Here is a 19,676-nt window from a genome sequence, read left to right on the forward strand (position 1 = left end):
AGAAGACGCACATGCTGCTTATCTCCTGCCCCAACTGCGGCTCGCGCGACGAGACCGAGTTCCACTATGGCGGCCAGGCCCACGTGCCCTACCCGGAGAACCCGAACGAGCTGAACGACCGTGAATGGGCCGAATTCCTGTTCTACCGCGACAACACCAATGGCACCTTCGCCGAGCGCTGGCTCCACAGCACCGGCTGCCGCCAGTGGTTCAACATGCTCCGCGACACGGTCACCTACGACATCCAGGCCGTCTACCCGATGGGCACACCCCGGCCCGCATCGGCTTTCCCGGCGGCGGCCGAATCCGGCACCGCCAGCACCGCCGCTGACAGCACCACCATCGGGACCGCTTCGCCAAGCACCTCTGCAACCAGCACCAGCGCCCCGGAAGGAGCAACCAAGTGACTTCCCAGAACGCCCGCCTCGCCGCCGGCGGACGCATCGACCGCACCATCTCCTGGCGTTTCACCGTGGACGGTGAGGAATTCACCGGCCACCCCGGCGACACGCTCGCCTCGGCCCTGCTCGCCAACGGCCGTATAGCCGCCGGCAACTCGCTCTACGAGGACCGGCCCCGCGGCATCATGGCTGCGGGGGTGGAGGAACCCAACGCGCTGGTCAGAGTGGAACGGCGCTTCCCGGGCCACGTGGCTGAGTCGATGCTCCCCGCCACCACCGTCACTCTGGTGGACGGCCTGAAGGCGGACCTGCTCAACGGTCTGGGCCGGCTGGACCCGGAGGAAGACCGGGCCGAGTACGACAAGAAGTACGTGCACACGGACGTCCTGGTGATCGGCGGCGGCCCCGCCGGCCTGGCCGCGGCCCGCGAGGCCGTCCGCACCGGCGCCCGGGTGATGCTGCTGGACGACCAGCCCGAACTGGGCGGAACGCTCCTGTCCGGCCCCGCGGCGCCTGACCTGGCCGAGACCATCGAGGGCAAACCGGCCCTGGAATGGGTGGCGGACGTTGAAGCCGAGCTCGTCTCCGCCGGGGAATGCACCGTCCTGAACCGCACCACGGCGTTCGGCGCCTACGATGCCAACTACGTCATCGCCGTGCAGAACCGTACCGACCACCTGTCAGCCCCGGCTGCCCCCGGAGTGTCCCGGCAGCGGATTTGGCACATCCGTGCCAACCAGGTGGTGCTGGCCCCCGGCGCCCACGAACGCCCGCTGGTCTTTGAGAACAACGACCGTCCGGGCATCATGCTCGCTTCAGCCGTCCGCAGCTACCTCAACCGCTACGCCGTTGCCGCCGGGCAGCGCGTGGTCATCAGCACCACTAACGACAGCGCCTACGCCCTGGCATCGGACCTGCGGGCCGCCGGAGTCAAGGTTGCGGCAGTCGTCGACGCCCGTCCGCGGCTCACCGGCGTTGCCGCTGCCGCGGTCGAGGCCGGTACACGGGTGCTGATCGGCAGCGCCGTGGCCAACACCAGCACCTCCACCGCCGCCGGAACCAACGGTGACGGCCGGTTGGACGCCGTGACCGTCCGGAGCATTAACGACGACGGCGAACTCACCTCCGGCATCGAACACATCGCCTGCGACCTGCTGGCAGTGTCCGGCGGCTGGAGCCCGCTGGTCCACCTCCACTCGCAGCGGCAGGGGAAGCTTCGCTGGGACGATGGGCTCGCGGCTTTCGTGCCGGGCACCGTGGTACCCAACCAGCAGGTGGTCGGCTCCGGCCGCGGCAGCTTCGACCTCGTTGACTGCCTCGCCGAAGGCATCTCCGCCGGAGCAGCCGCAGCCATCGCTGCCGGCTTCACGTCCGCCGTCGAGCCCTCCCCGATCGGCGAGCCGAAGGCGTCCGCCCCCACCCGCCAGTTGTGGCTGGTGCCGGGAGAGACCGGCACCCCGGATGACTGGTTCCACCACTTCGTTGATTTCCAGCGCGACCAGTCAGTGGCGGACGTCCTGCGGTCCACCGGGGCCGGAATGCGGTCCGTGGAGCACATCAAGCGATACACCTCCATCAGCACCGCCAACGACCAGGGTAAGACCTCCGGCGTCAACGCGATCGGCGTCATCGCCGCCGCGCTCCGGCAGGCCGGCGAAGCGTCCCGCGGCATCGGCGACATCGGCACCACCACGTACCGGGCACCATTCACGCCGGTGGCCTTCGCGGCCCTGGCCGGACGCCAGCGCGGCGAACTGTTCGACCCCGCCCGCAAGACATCCATCCACCCGTGGCACGTCTCCCGCGGTGCCCTGTTCGAAGACGTCGGACAGTGGAAGCGGCCCTGGTACTACCCGCAGGACGGGGAGGACATGGACGAGGCCGTCCTGCGCGAGTGCGCCGCCGTCCGCGAGTCTGTGGGCTTTATGGACGCCACCACTCTGGGCAAGATCGAAATCCGGGGCAAGGACGCCGGCGAGTTCCTCAACCGGATCTACACCAACGCCTTCAAGAAGCTCGCACCCGGTTCCGCCCGCTACGGCGTGATGTGCATGGCGGACGGCATGATCTTCGACGACGGCGTGACCCTCCGCCTCGACGAGGACCGCTACTTCATGACCACAACCACCGGCGGCGCCGCGAAAGTGCTGGACTGGCTGGAGGAATGGCTGCAGACCGAGTGGCCGGACCTGGACGTGCACTGCACCTCGGTGACCGAACAGTGGAGCACCATTGCTGTCGTCGGGCCCAAGTCCCGCGCGGTCCTGGCCAAGGTAGCACCGGAACTGGCTGCCAATGGTGGGCTGGAGCCCGAAGCCTTCCCGTTTATGACCTTCCGCGAAACCACGCTCGCTTCCGGAGTGCGGGCCCGGGTCTGCCGGATTTCCTTCTCCGGCGAGCTGGCCTACGAGATCAACGTGCCGACCTGGTGCGGGCTGAACACCTGGGAGGCCGTGGCCGCCGCCGGGGCCGAATTCAACATCACCCCGTACGGCACCGAAACCATGCACGTACTCCGCGCCGAAAAGGGCTACCCGATCGTCGGGCAGGACACCGACGGCACGGTCACACCGCAGGACGCCGGAATGGAATGGGTGGTCTCCAAGGCCAAGGAGTTCATCGGTAAGCGCTCATATGCCCGGGCCGATGCCCAGCGCGAGGACCGCAAGCACCTCGTCAGCGTGCTCCCTGTCGACGGCACCCTTCGGCTGCCGGAAGGGACCCAGCTGGTGGAAAAGGGCCGTTCCACCAATCCGGCTTACGGGCCGGTCCCCATGGAAGGCTTCGTAACCTCCAGCTACCACAGCGCGGCGCTGGGCAGGTCTTTCGGACTTGCCCTGATCAAGAACGGCCGGAACCGCATCGGCGAAACCCTGGTGGCCGTCGCCGGAGACCAACTGGTCGACGTTGTTGTGGCAGAAACCGTACTTTTTGACCCCGAAGGGACCCGCAAAGATGGCTGAAACAGCAGCACCAGCAACCTCCTACCAGAAGCACCTGTCTCTCCGGACCAGCCCGGCCGCCCTGCTCAGGGCAGCGTTTGAAACCGGATCCGTCCGGGGCGTTGTCGAACTTGGCGAAGTGACCTTCCTGACCATGGTGGGCGTCAGGGTCGGCCGGGACTCCGACGCCGGGCGGCGGATCGCCTCCGTCACCGGCGGGCTGCCCGCAGCGTCCGGCGGCGTCAGCGGCACCGGCGAGACCGCCGTGCTGTGGCTCGGACCGGCGGAATTCATGGTGGTGGCACCCATGGAAGCCCACGAGTCCCTTGGCGGCGACCTCATGCCGGCGCTCAGGGAAGCGCTCGCCGACGGCGAAGGCCAGGTGGTGGACCTCTCCGCCAACCGCACCACCTTCGAACTGACCGGGCCACAGTCCCGCGCTGTCCTGGAAAAGGGCTGCTCCCTGGACCTCCACCCGCGCGTGTTCAAGGCCGGCACGGCACTCTCCACGGAAATCGGCAACATCCCCGTGGTCCTCTGGAAGACCGGTGAGGAGAGCTACCGGCTCTTCCCCCGCTCCTCGTTCGCCGACTTCCTGGGCCGCTGGCTCCTTGATGCCATGCGTGAGTACGCTGCCCCAGAGGTCCCCTAAATGGCGCTCAGCGTCCTGGACCTGTTCTCTGTTGGCATCGGGCCGTCGTCGTCACACACGGTGGGCCCGATGCGGGCAGCGAAGCTGTTCGCGGACGGACTCAAAGACGATGGACACCTGGCTTCCACCTCGCGGGTGCAGGCCGAACTGTTCGGCTCGCTCGGAGCCACCGGGCGCGGCCACGGCTCTGACAAGGCCGTGGTCCTGGGGTTCAAGGGCCTGGACCCCGAAACCGTGGACACAACCACGGCAGATGACCAGGTGGCCGCGGCTGCCCTCGACGCCGAGCTGTGGGTGGGCGGGGACCACCGGGTGGACTTCAACTGGGACGAGGACGTGGTGCTGCACCGGCGCAAGTCCCTCCCGGCCCACCCCAACGGCATGACCTTCCGCGCCTTGGATCATGCTGGCGCTGTGCTCAGTGAACGGAGCTTCTATTCGATCGGCGGCGGCTTCGTGGTGGATGGGGAGGCCGACGCCGGCGACCGCATTGTGGCCGATGACACCCCACTTCCGTACCCCTTCACCACGGCCGACGAACTCCTGGACCTCTGCAGCAAGGAGGGGATGTCCATCTCGGACGTGATGCTCGCCAATGAACTCACCTGGCGCAGCGAAGCGGAACTCCGGGAGAAGCTGCTGGGACTCTGGGCCGTCATGCGCGAATGCGTGGACAATGGCTGCGCCGCGGAAGGGATCCTTCCCGGCGGATTGAACGTCAGGCGGCGGGCGCCGTCGCTATTCCAAACCCTGACGGCGGACACCGGCGTCACCGATCCGCTCCGGGCGATGGAATGGGTCAACCTCTTCGCCCTCGCGGTCAACGAGGAAAATGCGGCTGGGGGGCGCATCGTCACGGCGCCCACCAACGGCGCAGCCGGCATCGTTCCCGCGGTGCTGCACTACTATGTGAAATTTGTTCCGGGAGCCAACGACGACGGTGTGGTCCGTTTCCTCCTGGCCGCGGCCGCCGTCGGAATCCTGTTCAAAATCAACGCCTCCATCTCCGGGGCGGAAGTGGGCTGCCAGGGTGAAGTAGGTTCGGCCTGCTCCATGGCCGCCGCCGGGCTCTGCGAAGTGCTGGGCGGCACGCCGGCCCAGGTGGAGAACGCCGCCGAGGTGGGCATTGAACACAATCTCGGCCTGACCTGCGACCCCGTTGGCGGGCTGGTGCAGATCCCCTGCATCGAACGCAACGCCATCGCCAGTGTCAAGGCCATCAACGCCGCCCGCCTTGCCCTGCACGGCGACGGCAGCCACAAGGTATCCCTCGACAAAGCCATCAAGACGATGCGCGAAACAGGAGCCGACATGAAAACCAAGTACAAGGAAACCTCCCGAGGAGGACTCGCCGTGAATGTGATCGAGTGCTGAACCATGACCACGATCCAAGCTGAAACACCGGCCTCCCAGCCGGCCACCACCGTGGAACACGTACTGACGCTCGACTGCCCCGAAGCGCCAGGCATCGTGCACGCCGTCTCGGGCTTCCTGCTGGAACACGGCTGCGACATCATCGACAACAAGCAGTTTGGCGACCGTTCTGAAGGCCACTTTTTCATGCGGGTGCATTTTGCCTCCGACGGCGATGACTCCACCGTGGATAAGCTGCGGGCCGCTTTTGCCCCGCTCGGCGAGAAGTACGGCATGCGATGGCAGCTCGAAAAGCACCGCTCGCGACGCCGGGTGCTGATCATGGTGTCCAAGTTCGGGCACTGCCTCAACGACCTGCTGTTCCGTGCCAGGAACGGCGAACTGCCGGTGGACGTGGTGGCTGTGGTCTCGAACCACACGGACCATCAGACGCTGGTTGAATGGCACGGGATCCCGTTCTTCCACTTGCCGGTCACCGCAGCCACCAAGCCGGCAGCCGAAGCGCGGCTGCTGGAACTTGTGGACGAGTTCGACGTGGAACTCGTGGTGCTGGCCCGATACATGCAGGTCCTCAGCGACGGTCTTACCCGCAAGCTGGACGGGCGTGCCATCAACATCCACCACTCGTTCCTGCCCAGCTTTAAGGGCGCCAAGCCTTACCACCAGGCCTATGCCCGCGGCGTGAAGACCGTGGGTGCCACCGCCCACTATGTGAACGGCGAGCTGGACGAGGGTCCCATCATTGCCCAACAGGTAGTGGAGGTGGACCACACCTATGGGCCCGAGGACCTGGTTGCTGCAGGCCGCGACACCGAATGCAAAGCCCTCAGCAACGCCGTCCGCTGGCACTGCGAAGGCCGCATCATCCTCAATGGGAACAGAACAATCGTTCTGAAATAGGACTTCCGCGCAGGTCCAGGTCAGGAGTCGACGTCAGGTCTGCGCGCCGGCGAATCCGTGTTGCCGCCACGCTTCGTAGACGGCAATGGACGCGGCGTTGGCAAGATTCAGCGAGCGCAAGGACGGCAGCATGGGCAGCCGGACGGTCGCGGTCACATGCGGATCGCTCTTGAGGTGTTCGGGCAGGCCCACGGATTCCTGGCCGAACATCAGCACATCGCCGGGGCGGTATTCGATGTCCGTGTAGCTGGCCTGGCCGTCTGAGGTGAAGGCGTACACGCGATCGGGCTGAAGAGCATTCCAGGCGTCCTCGATGGTGTCATGCACCGTAACGACGGCGAGATCGTGGTAGTCAAGGCCGGCACGCTTGAGCTTGGCGTCGGAAAAGTCGAAGCCGAGGGGTTCCACCAGATGCAGTTCGGCGCCGGTGATAGCTGCCAGCCGAATGGCATTGCCGGTGTTGCCCGGGATTTCGGGGGCGTTGAAGAGGATACGGAACACCGTTCAATCCTAGCCAACCGGTGAACAGCGTCAGTGCATGCCCCGCAGCAGCCTGGCCAGCACCGGCACATTAACGGTGTTGGGCGCGGGACCGGAGGACAGGAACTGCTTGAGGCCGCGGACCAGTCCCGCCGCGTTGACCACTTGGATGGTGTCGTGGCCGCCTGCCGACCGGCGGTGCCGGTCGATGACGGGCTCGTGCAGGTTCCCGTCGGGGCTGTGGATGACGGTCCAGCCCGTAACGTTCAACTCGGGGAAGATGTCCTGCATAGCCCGTACAACGTGGGCCAGTTGCGGCGGGGCGATGGAGCGTCCGCCGTGGTTCAGCGTCTGCCCGTCCCAGGCGTAAGCGCCCTTGGGCAGGAGCATGGAACCGATGAGGGCGAGCCGATAGCCCGACAGCAGGGCGTGGTCAATGTGGCTGTTGTCTGCCGGTGACTGCAGCCCGTTGATCAGCCGTGCCGCCGGAATCGCGGGCAGGACCTGGCGGCTGATGAGCTGCACGGTCCGCATTTCACGCTGGATCCGGGCATCGGCACCAAATATGCCCCGCTTCCGGGGAATGCCATGAACCTGTTGGCTAGCCTGGCTAAGGGGAATCAGAGGCACCGCGCCGGCCGCCTCAAACGCGGCCGGGTCGTAAGGCGGGACATAGACCGGTGCATCTCCGGCGGTGTTGCGCGGAGCGTTCGGGCGGTGGACGGTGGCCGAAGCATGGCTTCCCGCGGCGGGCGCGTCAAAGTGCGGCCCCGGAGCGCCTTCATCCGAACCGTTGCCCGCTTTGCCTGCGGCGTAGGAGCGGTCGTACGCGCTTCTGCGTTTGGGGTCGATGAGGGTCTCATACGCTGCGGTCACGCGCCGGAAGGCGGCGGCATCACCGCCGTGATCGGGATGGGCTTTGCGGGCAGCCTTGCGGTAGGCCACCTTGATCTCCTTGTCGGTGGCTGTCACGGCGACGCGGAGCACCTGGTAATGGGAGCTGCTGGTCTCGGTCAAGCACTCATCCTTCTTTTGATACGGCCAGTCCACGGAGGCAGCCCTGTCAGCCCAGTTTATGGGCCTGCCCAGACAACGAGTGTGCCGGCAGCTGTGGTTCCCGCGGCGGGCGTAAATTCAGGCCATGAGAGAGGCCGTCGCGGAAAACGGCCCCCTGCGCTGTTAGGGATCCGCTGTGGGCGGCCTTTATTTGGGTCCGACGTCGGGCGAAGTCCGCCGCCGGACCGGGCCGGCTGGAGTCTAGACTCTTGGAGGATGACGGCCGGGAATGGCCAAGCGTGTGGAGAGTATGGGGGGCGGAATGAAGGCACAGGCCGCGGCGGTACTGGTAGTGGGTTCTTTGCTTGGTGCGGCATCGCTTGGTGGCTGCAGCGTCGGCATTCCGGATCCGGCTGCGCCGAAAGTGGAGCAGACAGCTTCTGCCCTGACCACCCCCACCATCACGCCCGGCCACGACGCCGAGGCTGTGGCTGCCAAGGACATGCCGTTTACCGCGGGTGGTTCGCTCGCGCAAGGAGTTCCTGTGGGGATCTCCAACGGGTTGAAGGAGGCGCCCGGCTGGAAGCTGGTCAAGGAAAACGCGGCTGGCGAGAGTCAGTACCTGAAGGCCGACGGCTGCCTGGTGGCGGCTAAGGTCCGGACCAACCAGTCGCCCCTGGTCCGCGGCGACGACCGTGAGTCAACCATTGCCCTCTTCACGTACCTTGATCCAAGCATCCTGCCCGAATACCTGAAAACGGAAACGCTCCGTTGGGGCGGCGACCCGGAAAAACCAGGGCCCAGGGTGGAAGTGCTGGTGCTTGAGCAGCCCGCCCGTCCCGGAGCCAAGGCCACGGCCATCATGGCCAGGCTTTTTGGAACTGCCGGATCGTCCGTCTACATCTCGGTCGCCTGCCCAGACGCCGCCGCCCTCGCAGCTGCCCGCGCGGACGTCGCGCAGCGCCTGCTGATTGTTCCGCCGTCGAATTAACGGCGTGACCGCTCTATCGGCGTGACCGCCAGGAGCCTGCAGGGGAAAGCCGGTTCAGGGCCAGTGCCCCGACGAGCAGGCCGAAATCGCGGAGCGCCACATCGTAGAATCCGCCCAGGATCAGGAGGTTGACGATGATTCCGAGCAGCCAGACGGCCACGAGAAGGGATCCGAACCGCGGACGGACCGCAACAGCGATGCCAGCGATGATCTCGACGACGCCGACGATGTACATGATGGTCTGCGCCGGCAGCGGGACCATATCCGTTGCCACGGGAGCCAAGTAGACGGTCCAGTCGGCAAGGATGTTCGTGAATTTATCGAGCCCAAAAACTATGGGCGCGACAGTAAACACGGTGCGCAGCAGGAGAAAGGCTTGGCGGCGCGGCTCCATAACCGGCGTCTGGCCGCTTGCCCTTGCTGCGGAGGTGGTTTTCATGGCTCGCTCCTTCTAAAAGTAGGTATCATTATTTTAGATATCGTCGGAAGATTAAGCAATGGATCTTGTTTTTAGAAGAAGGGTGTTTTATGCGCAGACTTCCGTGGGTGCGCCGGATTGCGGCCGTCGCCTCGCTGGGTGACGAGAAGCGCCGCCAGCTTTTCGAACTGGTGACGGCCTCAGACCAGGCAGTGGGGCGAGATGACGCCGCGCTGGCCCTGGGGCTGCCGAGGAGTACGGCATCGTTTCATCTGGACAGGCTGGTGGAGGATGGCATGCTGGCTGTTGAATTTCATAAACCGGCCGAAAAAGCGGGCCCGGGCTCGGGCCGACCTGCCAAAATGTACCGGCCTGCCGTGCACGAGGTAGGCGCCTCTGTCCCGGACCGGAATTACGATCTCGCCGGCGAATTGATGGCCACCGCCATTGAGGATTCCGTGGCCGCGGGCCGGCCGGTCCGTGAGTCTCTGCTGGCGGCGTCGTATGGGACGGGCCGGGCCATGGCGGCGGGGAGTGGCAGCCTTGAAGTCTTCCTGTCGGCGGAGGGCTATCAGCCTGAGCCTGACGGAAAAGGCGGCTTCGTGCTGGTGAACTGCCCCTTCCATCGGCTCTCTGATGGGCACCCGGCGGTGGTCTGCGCCATGAACGGCGCTTTTCTGAGTGGGGCGGCTGCGGGCTGTGGGGAATCGGAGGAGCGGGTGGCGAAAAACAGTGCGCCCGGCCAATGCTGCGCCAGGATTACGCCGCCCTGACAGATGGGCTTGCCTTGACGTTCGCATCCGCGCTGGCCAGCCGTTCGAGTCGCTGCAGGGTGGACACGGCTAGAATTGATGGGTGCCCGTTTACTTGGATCATGCAGCCACCACGCCTCTTTCCGCCGAGGCGCTGGCCGCTCTGACCCGGGAACTTGCCCGTACCGGCAACCCGTCCTCGCTGCACGGCTCAGGCCGTAGGGCCCGCCGCTCGGTGGAGGACGCCCGGGAAACCATTGCCGCGGCAGCCGGTGCCCATCCCTCCGAAGTCATCTTCACGTCCGGGGGGACTGAATCGGACAACCTGGCCGTGAAGGGCCTGTACTGGTCCCGGTCCGGAGGAAACCCTTCCCGGCGCCGCATCCTCTGCTCCGCCGTCGAACACCATGCAGTACTGGACACCGTGGAATGGCTGGAAAGTCACGAGGGCGCCGAGGTCACCTGGCTGCCCGTGGACAGCGACGGCGTTGTGGACCTGGACGTTCTCAAATCTGAGCTGACCCGGGACCCGGAGTCCATCGCACTCGTGACAGTGATGTGGGCAAATAACGAAGTGGGCACCATCCAACCGGTGCACACCATCGTGGAGCTTGCGCACGCCGCGGGCGTGCCGGTCCATTCGGATGCGGTGCAGGCCTTCGGCTCGCTCCCCGTGGACTTCAAGGCCGCGGGCCTGGACGCCATGTCCATTTCCGGGCACAAGATCGGCGGCCCTGTGGGGGTGGGTGCACTGCTGCTGGGACGCGCGGTCAGCCTGACGCCGGTCCAGCACGGTGGCGGACAGGAGCGGGATGTGCGTTCCGGGACGCTCGATACGGCGTCGATTGCAGCCTTCGCGGCAGCAGCACAAGCCGCCACCACCCAGCTAGCCACCGAATCCGCACGGATCTCGGCCCTGCGCGACCGCCTGATCGACGGCGTTCGCCAGCGTGTCCCGGAGGCTGTCCTGCGTGGCGCGCCGGGGGAGGGGCGGCTTCCCGGCAACGCGCATTTCACCTTCCCTGGCTGTGAAGGTGATTCGCTGCTTTTCCTGCTGGACCTCGCGGGTGTGGAATCGTCCACAGGATCTGCCTGTACGGCCGGAGTTCCCAGGCCGTCCCACGTGCTGCTGGCCATGGGACTGGATGAGGAAACAGCCCGCGGCGCCCAGCGGTTCACCCTGGGCCATGCATCAGGCGAGGCGGACGTAGATGCCTTGCTTGCGGCCCTTCCCGGCGCGTACCTTAAGGCGCTGCAGGCAGGCATGGCAGGGCACGAATCCTCGATCCAGACCGCCGGCACCGTGGCTCGTCAGGCCTCCGGCAGGAGCTGATCGAGGCCCACGGAACCGTCCGCCAGCCTCTCGGGGCGGACCGGGGTGCGCGCGGAGATCAGGGCTTTGATGGTCTTCTGCGCCCCTGGCCGGGCCTTCCGCGGCCAGTTGACACTCATGCCGGCCACCACCCTTGAGTCCCGTTGCCAGAAGGCAATGAACTCTTTGCGTTCCAAGGAACCCCTGATCACCGGCACTGCCCCTTCCGCTAACGTAGGGAAGCCTGAATATTCCATGCTGACGTCAAACTGGTCCGTGTAGAAGTAGGGAATGGTGCTGTGGGTGGCGTCCTGTCCCAGCATCGCCTTGGCGGCAACCTTTCCGCCGTTTAGAGCATTTGACCAGTGCTCGCTGCGATGGTGTTCACCGGTAAACGGGTGCAGGGCATTGGCAACATCGCCGGCAGCAAAGATGCCGGGTGCGCTGGTCCGGAGAGACGCGTCGGTCAGGATGCCGTTGTCCATCTCGAGTCCCGCACCGCGTGCGAGCTGCGCCCCCGGATCCACCCCCACGGCGATGATCACGACGTCGGCCCGGAGCAGTTCTCCGGAATCTGTGACTACGCCCGTGACGGTTCCGGCTTCCCCGATGATTTCGCGGGCTGACGCGGGAAGGCGGAAACTTACACCGTTTGCTTCGTGGAGGGACCGGAAGAAGCGTCCCAGGTCGGGGCCGATGGCGGCGGCAAGGGGGATGTCCTCCAATCCGAGCAGGGTCACCTTGTTGCCATATGTCGCTGCGGCTGCCGCGAGTTCCATGCCGATCCAGCCCGAGCCGATCATCACAACGTTCTTTCCGCCGGCCCCAAGGCTGAGCCGCAGCCGCCTGCTGTCGTCCAGGGTGCGGAAAGTCGAAACACCGGACAGTTCGCTTCCTGCCAGCGTCAGTCTGCGTGGTGTTGCCCCGGTGGCGAGCAGCAGGGAGCCGTAGTGCAGCGACGTTCCGTCGCTCAGATCTACGCTCCGCGCATCCGGGTGGATGCCGGTGACAGAGACGCCCAGGCGGAGGTCGACGTCGTTCTCCCCGTACCAGCCTTCCGGCACCACCGGGACGGTGTCCTCGGCAGCCTTGCCCAGCAGATATTCCTTCGACAGGGGAGGCCGCAGGTAGGGAATGTGCTTCTCCATGCCGAGCAGGATCACCGGACCGGTGTGGCCTTCGGAACGGAGTGTCTGCGCCGCCGTGGCCCCGGCCAGCCCGCCCCCGGCGATCACGATTCTTCCAGCATCGTTTTCTGCAGCCATGGCCCTGCGTCCCTCCTCGGATTCGTAGCTCAACTATGGCCGATTGACGCAGGCATTAGAATAGGTAAGCGTGCATTGCGTCCGGGACCTTCGCCGGGCCACGCTTCATACTTCCAAACCAAACCACCCTTGATCTACGGAAAGCCAGCATGCGAGTTCTAGCAGCCATGAGCGGCGGAGTCGATTCCGCCGTTGCCGCAGCACGTGCCGTCGAGGCAGGCCACGACGTCGTCGGCGTCCACCTTGCGCTCTCCCGGATGCCCGGCACCTTGCGGACGGGCAGCCGGGGCTGCTGCACCATTGAAGACTCACGCGACGCCTGGCGGGCCTGCGACGTGCTGGGAATCCCGTACTACGTCTGGGATTTTTCCGAGCGCTTCAAGGAAGACGTGGTTCAGGACTTCATTGACGAGTACGCTGCCGGCCGGACCCCGAACCCCTGCATGCGGTGCAACGAGCGCATCAAGTTTGCCGCGCTGCTCGAGAAGGCTATTGCCTTGGGGTTTGACGCCGTCTGCACCGGCCACTACGCCAAAGTGATCACAGATGCCGAGGGGAACCCGGAACTTCACCGCGCCGCGGACTGGGCCAAGGACCAGAGCTACGTTCTCGGTGTCCTCACCCACGAGCAGCTCCAGCACTCCATGTTCCCGCTGGCGGACACGCCTTCCAAGGCCGAGGTGCGTGCGGAAGCCGAGCGCCGTGGCCTCTCCGTGGCCAACAAGCCTGACAGCCATGACATTTGCTTCATCCCCGACGGCGACACAGCAGGCTGGCTTGCCGAGAAGATCGACATGACCACCGGTGACATCGTGGACGAGACCGGCACCAAGGTGGGGGAGCACCCCGGGGCAAACGCCTTCACCGTGGGACAGCGCCGCGGCCTGAAGCTGGGCACGCCGGCGGCGGACGGAAAGCCCCGTTTCGTGCTGGAGATCCGGCCCAAGGAAAACAGGGTTGTGGTAGGACCCGAGGCGCTTTTGGCCATCGACGAGATCCGGGGCATCAAGGTGTCCTGGGCGGGGCTGCCCATCGCCGAAGTGGGGACGGGATCAGAGTTTGACTGCTACGCCCAAGTCCGAGCCCACGGTGACCCCGTCCCGGCCACGGCGCGGATGGAACGTGGCACGGAGGCCGTCGACGCCGGGGATGGCGTGGCGGACCAGCTGGTTGTGACGCTGACCAATCCGCTCCGTGGGGTGGCTCCTGGCCAGACCGTGGTCCTGTACCAGGGCAGCCGCGTGCTGGGGCAGGCCACCATCGACGCCGCCCGCTCGCTCCAGCGCGCCGAACTCTAGGCACCGCGGCGCAGCTCAGCGGCCGGGCTGCTTCTGTGCCGCTAGGCCGTGCCGTTAACTCTTGGCCGGCGGCCTCTTTCGCCGCCCTGAAATGAAAAGTGAGAGTAAAGAACCAATCAGGTAAATTTTGTGTCTCAACTCACAAAGTGAAACGATTCACTGCGTACCCGTCTGATTGAATCATGGCATCAGGACAGCACGCTGCCCGCTCGAGTTAACCCACCCATAAGCGGGCGGCGAGCGCGTACTCATCGAACAGAAAGTTCACAGATGACAAAGAGCACCAAAGCCTTGCGGAGCGCAATCGCGCTCACAGGCGTTTCCGCTTTCGCATTGACTGCCTGCACGGGCCCCTCAGGCGGCGGCGGTGGCAGTACAGCATCCGAGAATGCAAACAGCGTCATTGCGTATGGCACCACGGATAAGGTCACCGCACTGGATCCGGCGGGCTCGTACGACAACGGTTCGTTCATGGTGATGAACCAGATTTACTCCTTCCTCTTAAACTCCAAGCCTGGTGGTGCCGAACCCACGCCGGACCTGGCCGAATCGGCCTCGTTCACCACGCCCACGGAATTCACTGTCAAGTTGAAGGGCGACCTTAAATGGGCCAATGGACACGTGCTGGATTCAAAGGACGTCAAGTTCTCCTTTGATCGACAGGTCAAGATCAGCGATCCCAACGGCCCCGCATCGTTGTTGACCAACATTGAATCCATTGCCACGCCGGACGCCACTACCGTGGTTTTCACGCTGGAGAAGGCCAACGACCAAACGTTCCCGCAGATTCTGACCAGCCCTGCCGCCCCGATCGTTGACGATGAAGTTTTCCCGGCAGACAAGCTCCTCAGCGACGATGAGATTGTCAAAGCCAATGCCTTCCACGGCCAATACGTCATTGACTCCTTCAACAAGAACACGCTGGTCAGCCTGAAGGCGTGGCCCGACTACAAGGGCGTACTTGGCAAGCCAGCCAACGCTGGGGCGACCATCAAGTACTACACAGATCAGACCAACATGAAGTTGGAGGTCAAGGGCGGGCAGATCGATGTTGCCAACCGGAGCCTGAGCGCCACGGACATCGACGACCTCAAGAAGGACTCCAACGTCAAGGTCCATGTGGGACCCGGCGGCGAGATGCGGTACATCGTCTTCAACTTCGACACCATGCCGTTCGGCGCAAAGACTCCGGAAGCGGATCCGAAGAAGGCGCTTGCCGTCCGGCAGGCCGCAGCTGATCTCATCGACCGCCAGGCCATTTCGGACCAGGTCTACAAGGGCACGTACTTGCCCATGTGGTCCAACGTTCCGTCCGGTTTCGCCGGCGCCAATGAGTCCTTCAAGGAAGCCTATGGGGACGGCTCCGGCAAGCCCAGCCTGGACAAGGCAAAAAAGGTCATGGCCGACGCCGGCATCACAGGCCCCGTCAACATCAAGCTGCAGTACAACCCTGACCACTATGGCAATTCATCAGGTGATGAATACGCGATGATCAAGGACCAGCTGGAGAAGAGCGGACTGTTCACAGTGGATCTCCAGTCAACCGAATGGGTTACTTACAACACGGCTTCGAAGAAAGACAGCTACCCCGTCTTCCAGCTCGGCTGGTTCCCGGACTTCAGCGATGCTGACAACTACCTCACACCCTTCTTCGTGGGCGGTGGCTTCATGAATAACCACTACTCCAACGCTGAGGTCGAGACGCTGATCGCCAAACAGCTCATTACAGCTGATAAGGCAGAGCGTGAGAAGACGATACAGGAGGTCCAGAACCTGCTTGCCAAGGACATCTCAACCCTGCCGTTGCTGCAAGGTGCACAGGTGGCCGTTTCAGGGACCAACGTGAAAGGCGTGGACTCCACACTGGATGCGTCGTTTAAGTTCCGGCTCGGGACCATTTCCAAGTAATCACGAATACACCAACGTAGGAGGTGGGGCCGATCGGCCCTGCCTCCTGCGTGTTGGCTCCACACTTTTCGTTTCCCAGACCAAGCAGGGACAGCATGGCAACATTGATTGATGCGCCGCCGCCAACGGTTGCAGCCCCCAAATCCAAAGCCGCGGGAGGTGGCCTCGGGAGGTATATCCTGATCCGCTTCCTGCTCATTTTCCCGACGATCTTCATTCTCGTCACCCTGGTTTTCTTCCTTATGCGGATCACCGGCGATCCCATCACCGCCGCCCAGGGTGGGCGCCTGCCACAGGAACAGATAGACGCGTTGGTTCACCAGGCCGGCTACGACCGGAACCTTTTAATTCAGTACATCGAGTACCTTGGCAACATCGCCACCGGCAACTTCGGCCGGACTATTTCAGATGGCCGGCCCGTCGTTGAGATGCTTGCCAAGTTTGGAGCCGCCACCCTGGAACTGAGCATCAATGCCGTAGCGGTGGCGTTGCTCGTAGGAATTCCCCTCGGAATGTTTGCCGCGCACAAACGCGACAAGGTTCCGGACGCTTTCCTGCGCACGTTCGCCATCCTTTGCTATGCAACCCCTGTCTTCTTTGCGGGCCTGCTGCTGAAGCTGACTTTTTCTGTGGGGCTGGGCTGGTTCCCGGTTGCCGGCCGTGCTTCCACCACAACAGAATTGGCGATGGGCAGGCTGGTGGCGCCCACTGGCATCTACTGGCTGGACGCCCTGCGAAGCGGCGACCTTTCAGCCTTCGGCGACATCGTCCACCACGCAGTCCTGCCGGCCGTCGCGCTTGGCCTTCTGACCGCTGGCGTCTTCCTCCGCCTGGTCCGCACGAACGTGATCGGCACCCTGGGCAAGGACTATGTTGAGGCAGGCAGGTCCCGTGGAGTCAGCGAATACAGGCTGGTAACAAAGCACGCCTACAAGCCGGCACTGATCCCCATCATCACGGTGATGGGTTTGCAGATTGCACTGCTGCTCGGCGGTGCGGTGCTGACCGAAACCACCTTCGAGTGGAAGGGCCTCGGGTATCAGCTGGCGCAGTACCTCACTGCGCGTGACTTTGTGGCCGTCCAGGGCATCGTCATGCTGCTCGCCGTGATTGTGGCGGTCACCAATTTCGTGGTTGACATTGCCGCGGCCCTGATTGATCCGCGGGTGAGGTACTGATGGGAGCTACATCACCAGCACCGAGAAAGAAGTCCTTGCTGGACCGGCTTCCGGTCTCTTCCCACATCCGCCAGAGCGTTGGCCTGCAACGCACCATGCTGCTCATCGGCGTCGTGCTTTGTGCCGTCTTTGTGGTGGCCGCTGCTTTTGCGCCGCTGCTGGCTCCCTACGGATATTCCCAGATTTCCGATGCCGCCGGTTCGTTCCCGGCTCAGGCCGAACCCGGTGGCAAGCATCTGTGGGGTACAACTGTTGGCGGCTACGATGTCCTGTCCCGGGTGATCTGGGGATCGCAGACAGCAGCGGCGGTGATTGTTGCTGCCGTGCTGATGTCCATCTTCCTGGGGGTATTCCTGGGACTGGTCAGCGGCTACTTCGGCGGCTGGCTGGACCGCATACTGGTGGTGATCGCTGACGCAATTTACGCGTTCCCGACGCTCCTCGTGGCCATCGTGATGTCGATTGCGATAAACAAGGGACAGTCTGGATTCTGGGGCGGCATCCTGGCCTGCGGGTTCGCCATCACGGCAGTGTTTGTACCGCAGTATTTCCGGGTGATCCGCGCGGAAACCATCCGGCTCAAGGCCGAACCGTTTGTGGAATCAGCCCAGGTTGTTGGCGCCTCCAGCGCCAGGATCATTAGTCGGCACATCTTCGCCAACGCCACCCGGACCCTGCCTCTGATCTTTACGCTCAACGCCTCCGAAGCCATCCTCACACTGGCTGGGTTGGGCTTCCTGGGCTTCGGTATCGAGCCAAGCTCCGCCGCCGAATGGGGCTTTGACCTGAACAAGGCGATGTCAGATGCCTCCTCCGGCATTTGGTGGACCGGTGTGTTCCCCGGCCTGGCCATTGTATTGGCGGTGGTCGGCCTCACCCTCGTAGGAGAAAGCATCAACGACCTGAACGACCCCCGCCTTCGCGGACGCAGGGCGGCCGGCGCCAAGGGCGGCCCGGGACCATCAACGGCGGCCGCGCAGGCTGCCATCTCAGCGGATGTGAGGGGACTGTGACCGTCAATATTGATCCGGTATCTGACCAGTCCAGGCCGGCGAACCAGCCCGTCCTGGAGATAGACCACCTCAAAGTCACGTTCGCCACCGACGGCGGCGACGTTTACGCCGTCAAGGACGTTAGCCTCGATGTTCGCGCCGGTGAGGTTCTGGCCATCGTGGGTGAATCAGGCTCCGGCAAGACGGTGACCGCCAAGACTATTCTTGGGCTGCTCCCGGAGACCGCCACCAGCGGCGGCGCCGTACTTATCAATGGAAACAACGTCATCAGCGTCAGCGCATCGAAGCTGCGGCAGATCCGCGGGCGCGACGTGGCCATGGTGTTCCAGGAGCCCTCCACTGCGTTGAACCCGGTGTTCACCGTGGGCTGGCAGATTGCCGAGGGAATCCGGGCCCACGCCGGAGGCGCTGGCGGCAAGCGGGTCTCGGCCAAAGTTGCCAAGGCCCGTGCCATTGAGGCGCTGCGGAAGGTGGGGATTCCGGATCCAGAACACCGCGTTAATTACTATCCGCACCAGTTCTCGGGAGGGCAGAAGCAGCGTGTGGTCATCGCGGCGGCCCTGGCCCTGAACCCCGGGCTGATTGTGGCCGATGAACCCACCACGGCACTTGACGTCACCGTCCAGGCGGAGATTCTTCAGTTGCTGCGGGACCTGCGGGACAAGTACGGGACCTCCATAGTGCTGATTACGCACAACATGGGCGTGGTGGCTGATCTGGCCGACCGCGTCGTGGTGATGTACCAGGGCGACGTGGTGGAGGAAGCAACCTCGCGCATGCTGTTCGCGCAACCCAAAAAGGACTACACCAAGAAGTTGCTGGCGGCAGTGCCCCACCTGGGGCACAACTCGGCGTCGGCGGGCATGACGGAGCGCGCCCACCAAAAGGCAAAGGTCTTGGTGGAGGCCAAGGACCTGACGATCGAGTACCCTGGCCGGTTGGGGGCTCCGTCCTTCAAGGCCGTTGACGGGGTCAGCTTCACGGTCTCGGAGGGCGAAGTCTTCGGGCTCGTGGGCGAATCCGGCTCCGGAAAGACCACCATCGGCCGGGCCATTGCGGGACTGAACCGGACAACGGGCGGCAGCCTTAAGGTGCTGGGCTACGAGATGCTGAATCTCAAGGAGCGCACTTTCAAGCCGCTGCGGAAGGACATCGGGTTCGTCTTCCAGGATCCTGCGGCGTCCTTCAACCCGCAGCTGACCATCGGCGACTGCGTCGCGGAGCCGATGATCATCCACACCAAACCTTCTCCGGCGCAGGCGCGCAAACGCGTCGGTGAGCTGCTCGAATCAGTACAGTTGCCGGCGTCGTACGCTGACCGCTTCCCGCACGAGCTATCCGGCGGACAGCGTCAGCGGGCCTCGCTGGCCCGGGCGCTGATCCTTAACCCGAAGCTGCTGATCGCGGACGAGCCGACGTCGGCCCTGGACGTTTCCGTGCAGGCAAAGGTACTGGAGCTGTTCAAGGAGATCCAGAGGGAGTTTGGCTTCGCAGCACTGTTCATCAGCCACGACCTTGCAGTGGTGGATATCCTTTCTCACTGGGTGGGCGTGCTGTACAAAGGCAAACTGGTGGAGCAGGGCATCGGCAGCCAGGTCATGGGAGCGCCGCAGCATGAATACACCAAGCGGCTGATCGCCTCCCTTCCCGTGCCGGACCCGGACGAACAGGCACGACGCCGGGAGGAACACCGCACGCTGCTTGGTATCTGACCCCCAGGCCCATAGGGAGGACACCCCGCCACTTAGCCAGGCGGGGTGTCCTCCCGCGCCGGCGCTTCAAACGGGCGGGATGTC

17 protein-coding genes are annotated in these 19,676 nt (G+C 64.3%); 13 read left to right on the plus strand and 4 right to left on the minus strand.

The window, feature by feature from the left end; genetic code table 11:
- Positions 1-11 precede the first annotated feature (11 nt).
- From QFZ30_RS05485 to purU, 5 genes are read left to right on the plus strand one after another with little or no spacing between them, the layout of a single operon-like run.
- Positions 12-407: a sarcosine oxidase subunit delta gene (locus QFZ30_RS05485; protein ID WP_307074219.1), complete on the plus strand. Its 396-nt coding sequence runs from the start codon at positions 12-14 to the stop codon at positions 405-407.
- Positions 404-3,364: a 2Fe-2S iron-sulfur cluster-binding protein gene (locus QFZ30_RS05490; protein WP_307074220.1), complete on the plus strand. Its 2,961-nt coding sequence runs from the start codon at positions 404-406 to the stop codon at positions 3,362-3,364. The genes QFZ30_RS05485 and QFZ30_RS05490 overlap by 4 nt, the downstream gene beginning before the upstream one ends.
- Complete coding sequence (locus QFZ30_RS05495) at positions 3,357-3,995, plus strand: sarcosine oxidase subunit gamma (protein WP_307074222.1); 639 nt, start codon at positions 3,357-3,359, stop codon at positions 3,993-3,995. The genes QFZ30_RS05490 and QFZ30_RS05495 overlap by 8 nt, the downstream gene beginning before the upstream one ends.
- Positions 3,996-5,369 (plus strand): L-serine ammonia-lyase, encoded by a 1,374-nt coding sequence (locus tag QFZ30_RS05500; protein WP_307074224.1) that lies wholly within the window; start codon positions 3,996-3,998, stop codon positions 5,367-5,369.
- Positions 5,370-5,372: 3 nt separating this feature from the next.
- Positions 5,373-6,269 carry a formyltetrahydrofolate deformylase gene (purU, locus tag QFZ30_RS05505; protein WP_307074226.1) on the plus strand — a complete coding sequence of 299 codons (897 nt, stop codon included), beginning with the start codon at positions 5,373-5,375 and terminating at the stop codon, positions 6,267-6,269.
- 33 nt (positions 6,270-6,302) lie between these two features.
- On the opposite strand, the gene QFZ30_RS05510 is transcribed toward purU, so the two are convergent.
- Positions 6,303-6,770 (minus strand): tRNA (cytidine(34)-2'-O)-methyltransferase, encoded by a 468-nt coding sequence (locus QFZ30_RS05510; protein WP_307074228.1) that lies wholly within the window; start codon positions 6,768-6,770, stop codon positions 6,303-6,305.
- A gap of 30 nt (positions 6,771-6,800) precedes the next feature.
- Positions 6,801-7,766 (minus strand): J domain-containing protein, encoded by a 966-nt coding sequence (locus QFZ30_RS05515; protein ID WP_307074230.1) that lies wholly within the window; start codon positions 7,764-7,766, stop codon positions 6,801-6,803.
- Between the two features lie 301 nt (positions 7,767-8,067).
- On the opposite strand from QFZ30_RS05515, the gene QFZ30_RS05520 reads away from it, so the two are divergent.
- The gene (locus QFZ30_RS05520; protein WP_307074231.1) at positions 8,068-8,736 is read left to right on the plus strand and encodes a hypothetical protein; all 669 of its coding nucleotides are present in this window, start codon (positions 8,068-8,070) and stop codon (positions 8,734-8,736) included.
- Positions 8,737-8,749: 13 nt separating this feature from the next.
- On the opposite strand, the gene QFZ30_RS05525 is transcribed toward QFZ30_RS05520, so the two are convergent.
- Positions 8,750-9,175 (minus strand): DoxX family membrane protein, encoded by a 426-nt coding sequence (locus tag QFZ30_RS05525; protein WP_307074233.1) that lies wholly within the window; start codon positions 9,173-9,175, stop codon positions 8,750-8,752.
- 89 nt (positions 9,176-9,264) lie between these two features.
- Between QFZ30_RS05525 and QFZ30_RS05530 the strand changes: the two genes are divergently transcribed.
- A complete protein-coding gene (locus tag QFZ30_RS05530) occupies positions 9,265-9,927 on the plus strand; it encodes a helix-turn-helix transcriptional regulator (RefSeq protein ID WP_307074235.1) in 663 nt (220 codons plus the stop codon).
- 82 nt (positions 9,928-10,009) lie between these two features.
- A complete protein-coding gene (locus tag QFZ30_RS05535; protein ID WP_307074237.1) occupies positions 10,010-11,239 on the plus strand; it encodes a cysteine desulfurase family protein in 1,230 nt (409 codons plus the stop codon).
- Here the strand turns inward: QFZ30_RS05535 and QFZ30_RS05540 are convergent.
- The gene (locus QFZ30_RS05540) at positions 11,218-12,483 is read right to left on the minus strand and encodes an NAD(P)/FAD-dependent oxidoreductase (RefSeq protein ID WP_307074239.1); all 1,266 of its coding nucleotides are present in this window, start codon (positions 12,481-12,483) and stop codon (positions 11,218-11,220) included. The genes QFZ30_RS05535 and QFZ30_RS05540 overlap by 22 nt on opposite strands.
- A gap of 149 nt (positions 12,484-12,632) precedes the next feature.
- On the opposite strand from QFZ30_RS05540, the gene mnmA reads away from it, so the two are divergent.
- From mnmA to QFZ30_RS05565, 5 genes are all read left to right on the plus strand, one after another.
- The gene (mnmA, locus tag QFZ30_RS05545; RefSeq protein WP_307074242.1) at positions 12,633-13,781 is read left to right on the plus strand and encodes a tRNA 2-thiouridine(34) synthase MnmA; all 1,149 of its coding nucleotides are present in this window, start codon (positions 12,633-12,635) and stop codon (positions 13,779-13,781) included.
- A gap of 270 nt (positions 13,782-14,051) precedes the next feature.
- On the plus strand, positions 14,052-15,689 hold the full coding sequence (locus QFZ30_RS05550) for an ABC transporter substrate-binding protein (RefSeq protein ID WP_307074244.1): 1,638 nt from the start codon (positions 14,052-14,054) through the stop codon (positions 15,687-15,689).
- A 95-nt stretch (positions 15,690-15,784) separates the two neighbouring features.
- Positions 15,785-16,867, plus strand: a complete 1,083-nt coding sequence (locus tag QFZ30_RS05555) for an ABC transporter permease (RefSeq protein ID WP_307074246.1) — start codon at positions 15,785-15,787, stop codon at positions 16,865-16,867.
- Positions 16,867-17,880: an ABC transporter permease gene (locus tag QFZ30_RS05560; protein ID WP_307074248.1), complete on the plus strand. Its 1,014-nt coding sequence runs from the start codon at positions 16,867-16,869 to the stop codon at positions 17,878-17,880. Before QFZ30_RS05555 ends, QFZ30_RS05560 begins: the two co-directional genes overlap by 1 nt.
- Positions 17,877-19,592, plus strand: a complete 1,716-nt coding sequence (locus QFZ30_RS05565; RefSeq protein WP_307074250.1) for an ABC transporter ATP-binding protein — start codon at positions 17,877-17,879, stop codon at positions 19,590-19,592. Before QFZ30_RS05560 ends, QFZ30_RS05565 begins: the two co-directional genes overlap by 4 nt.
- Positions 19,593-19,676 lie beyond the last annotated feature (84 nt).

This window comes from Arthrobacter pascens (assembly GCF_030815585.1).
Taxonomy (GTDB): Bacteria; Actinomycetota; Actinomycetes; order Actinomycetales; family Micrococcaceae; genus Arthrobacter; species Arthrobacter pascens_A.

Excerpts from the sequence above, each read along its gene's own strand:
- QFZ30_RS05485 (WP_307074219.1), top strand. The coding sequence starts at position 12 with ATGCTGCTTATCTCCTGCCCCAACTGCGGCTCGCGCGACGAGACCGAG.
- QFZ30_RS05495 (WP_307074222.1), top strand. The coding sequence starts at position 3,357 with ATGGCTGAAACAGCAGCACCAGCAACCTCCTACCAGAAGCACCTGTCT.
- QFZ30_RS05500 (WP_307074224.1), top strand. The coding sequence starts at position 3,996 with ATGGCGCTCAGCGTCCTGGACCTGTTCTCTGTTGGCATCGGGCCGTCG.
- purU (WP_307074226.1), top strand. The coding sequence starts at position 5,373 with ATGACCACGATCCAAGCTGAAACACCGGCCTCCCAGCCGGCCACCACC.
- QFZ30_RS05520 (WP_307074231.1), top strand. The coding sequence starts at position 8,068 with ATGAAGGCACAGGCCGCGGCGGTACTGGTAGTGGGTTCTTTGCTTGGT.
- QFZ30_RS05525 (WP_307074233.1), bottom strand. The coding sequence starts at position 9,175 with ATGAAAACCACCTCCGCAGCAAGGGCAAGCGGCCAGACGCCGGTTATG.
- QFZ30_RS05530 (WP_307074235.1), top strand. The coding sequence starts at position 9,265 with ATGCGCAGACTTCCGTGGGTGCGCCGGATTGCGGCCGTCGCCTCGCTG.
- QFZ30_RS05540 (WP_307074239.1), bottom strand. The coding sequence starts at position 12,483 with ATGGCTGCAGAAAACGATGCTGGAAGAATCGTGATCGCCGGGGGCGGG.
- mnmA (WP_307074242.1), top strand. The coding sequence starts at position 12,633 with ATGCGAGTTCTAGCAGCCATGAGCGGCGGAGTCGATTCCGCCGTTGCC.
- QFZ30_RS05550 (WP_307074244.1), top strand. The coding sequence starts at position 14,052 with ATGACAAAGAGCACCAAAGCCTTGCGGAGCGCAATCGCGCTCACAGGC.
- QFZ30_RS05555 (WP_307074246.1), top strand. The coding sequence starts at position 15,785 with ATGGCAACATTGATTGATGCGCCGCCGCCAACGGTTGCAGCCCCCAAA.
- QFZ30_RS05560 (WP_307074248.1), top strand. The coding sequence starts at position 16,867 with ATGGGAGCTACATCACCAGCACCGAGAAAGAAGTCCTTGCTGGACCGG.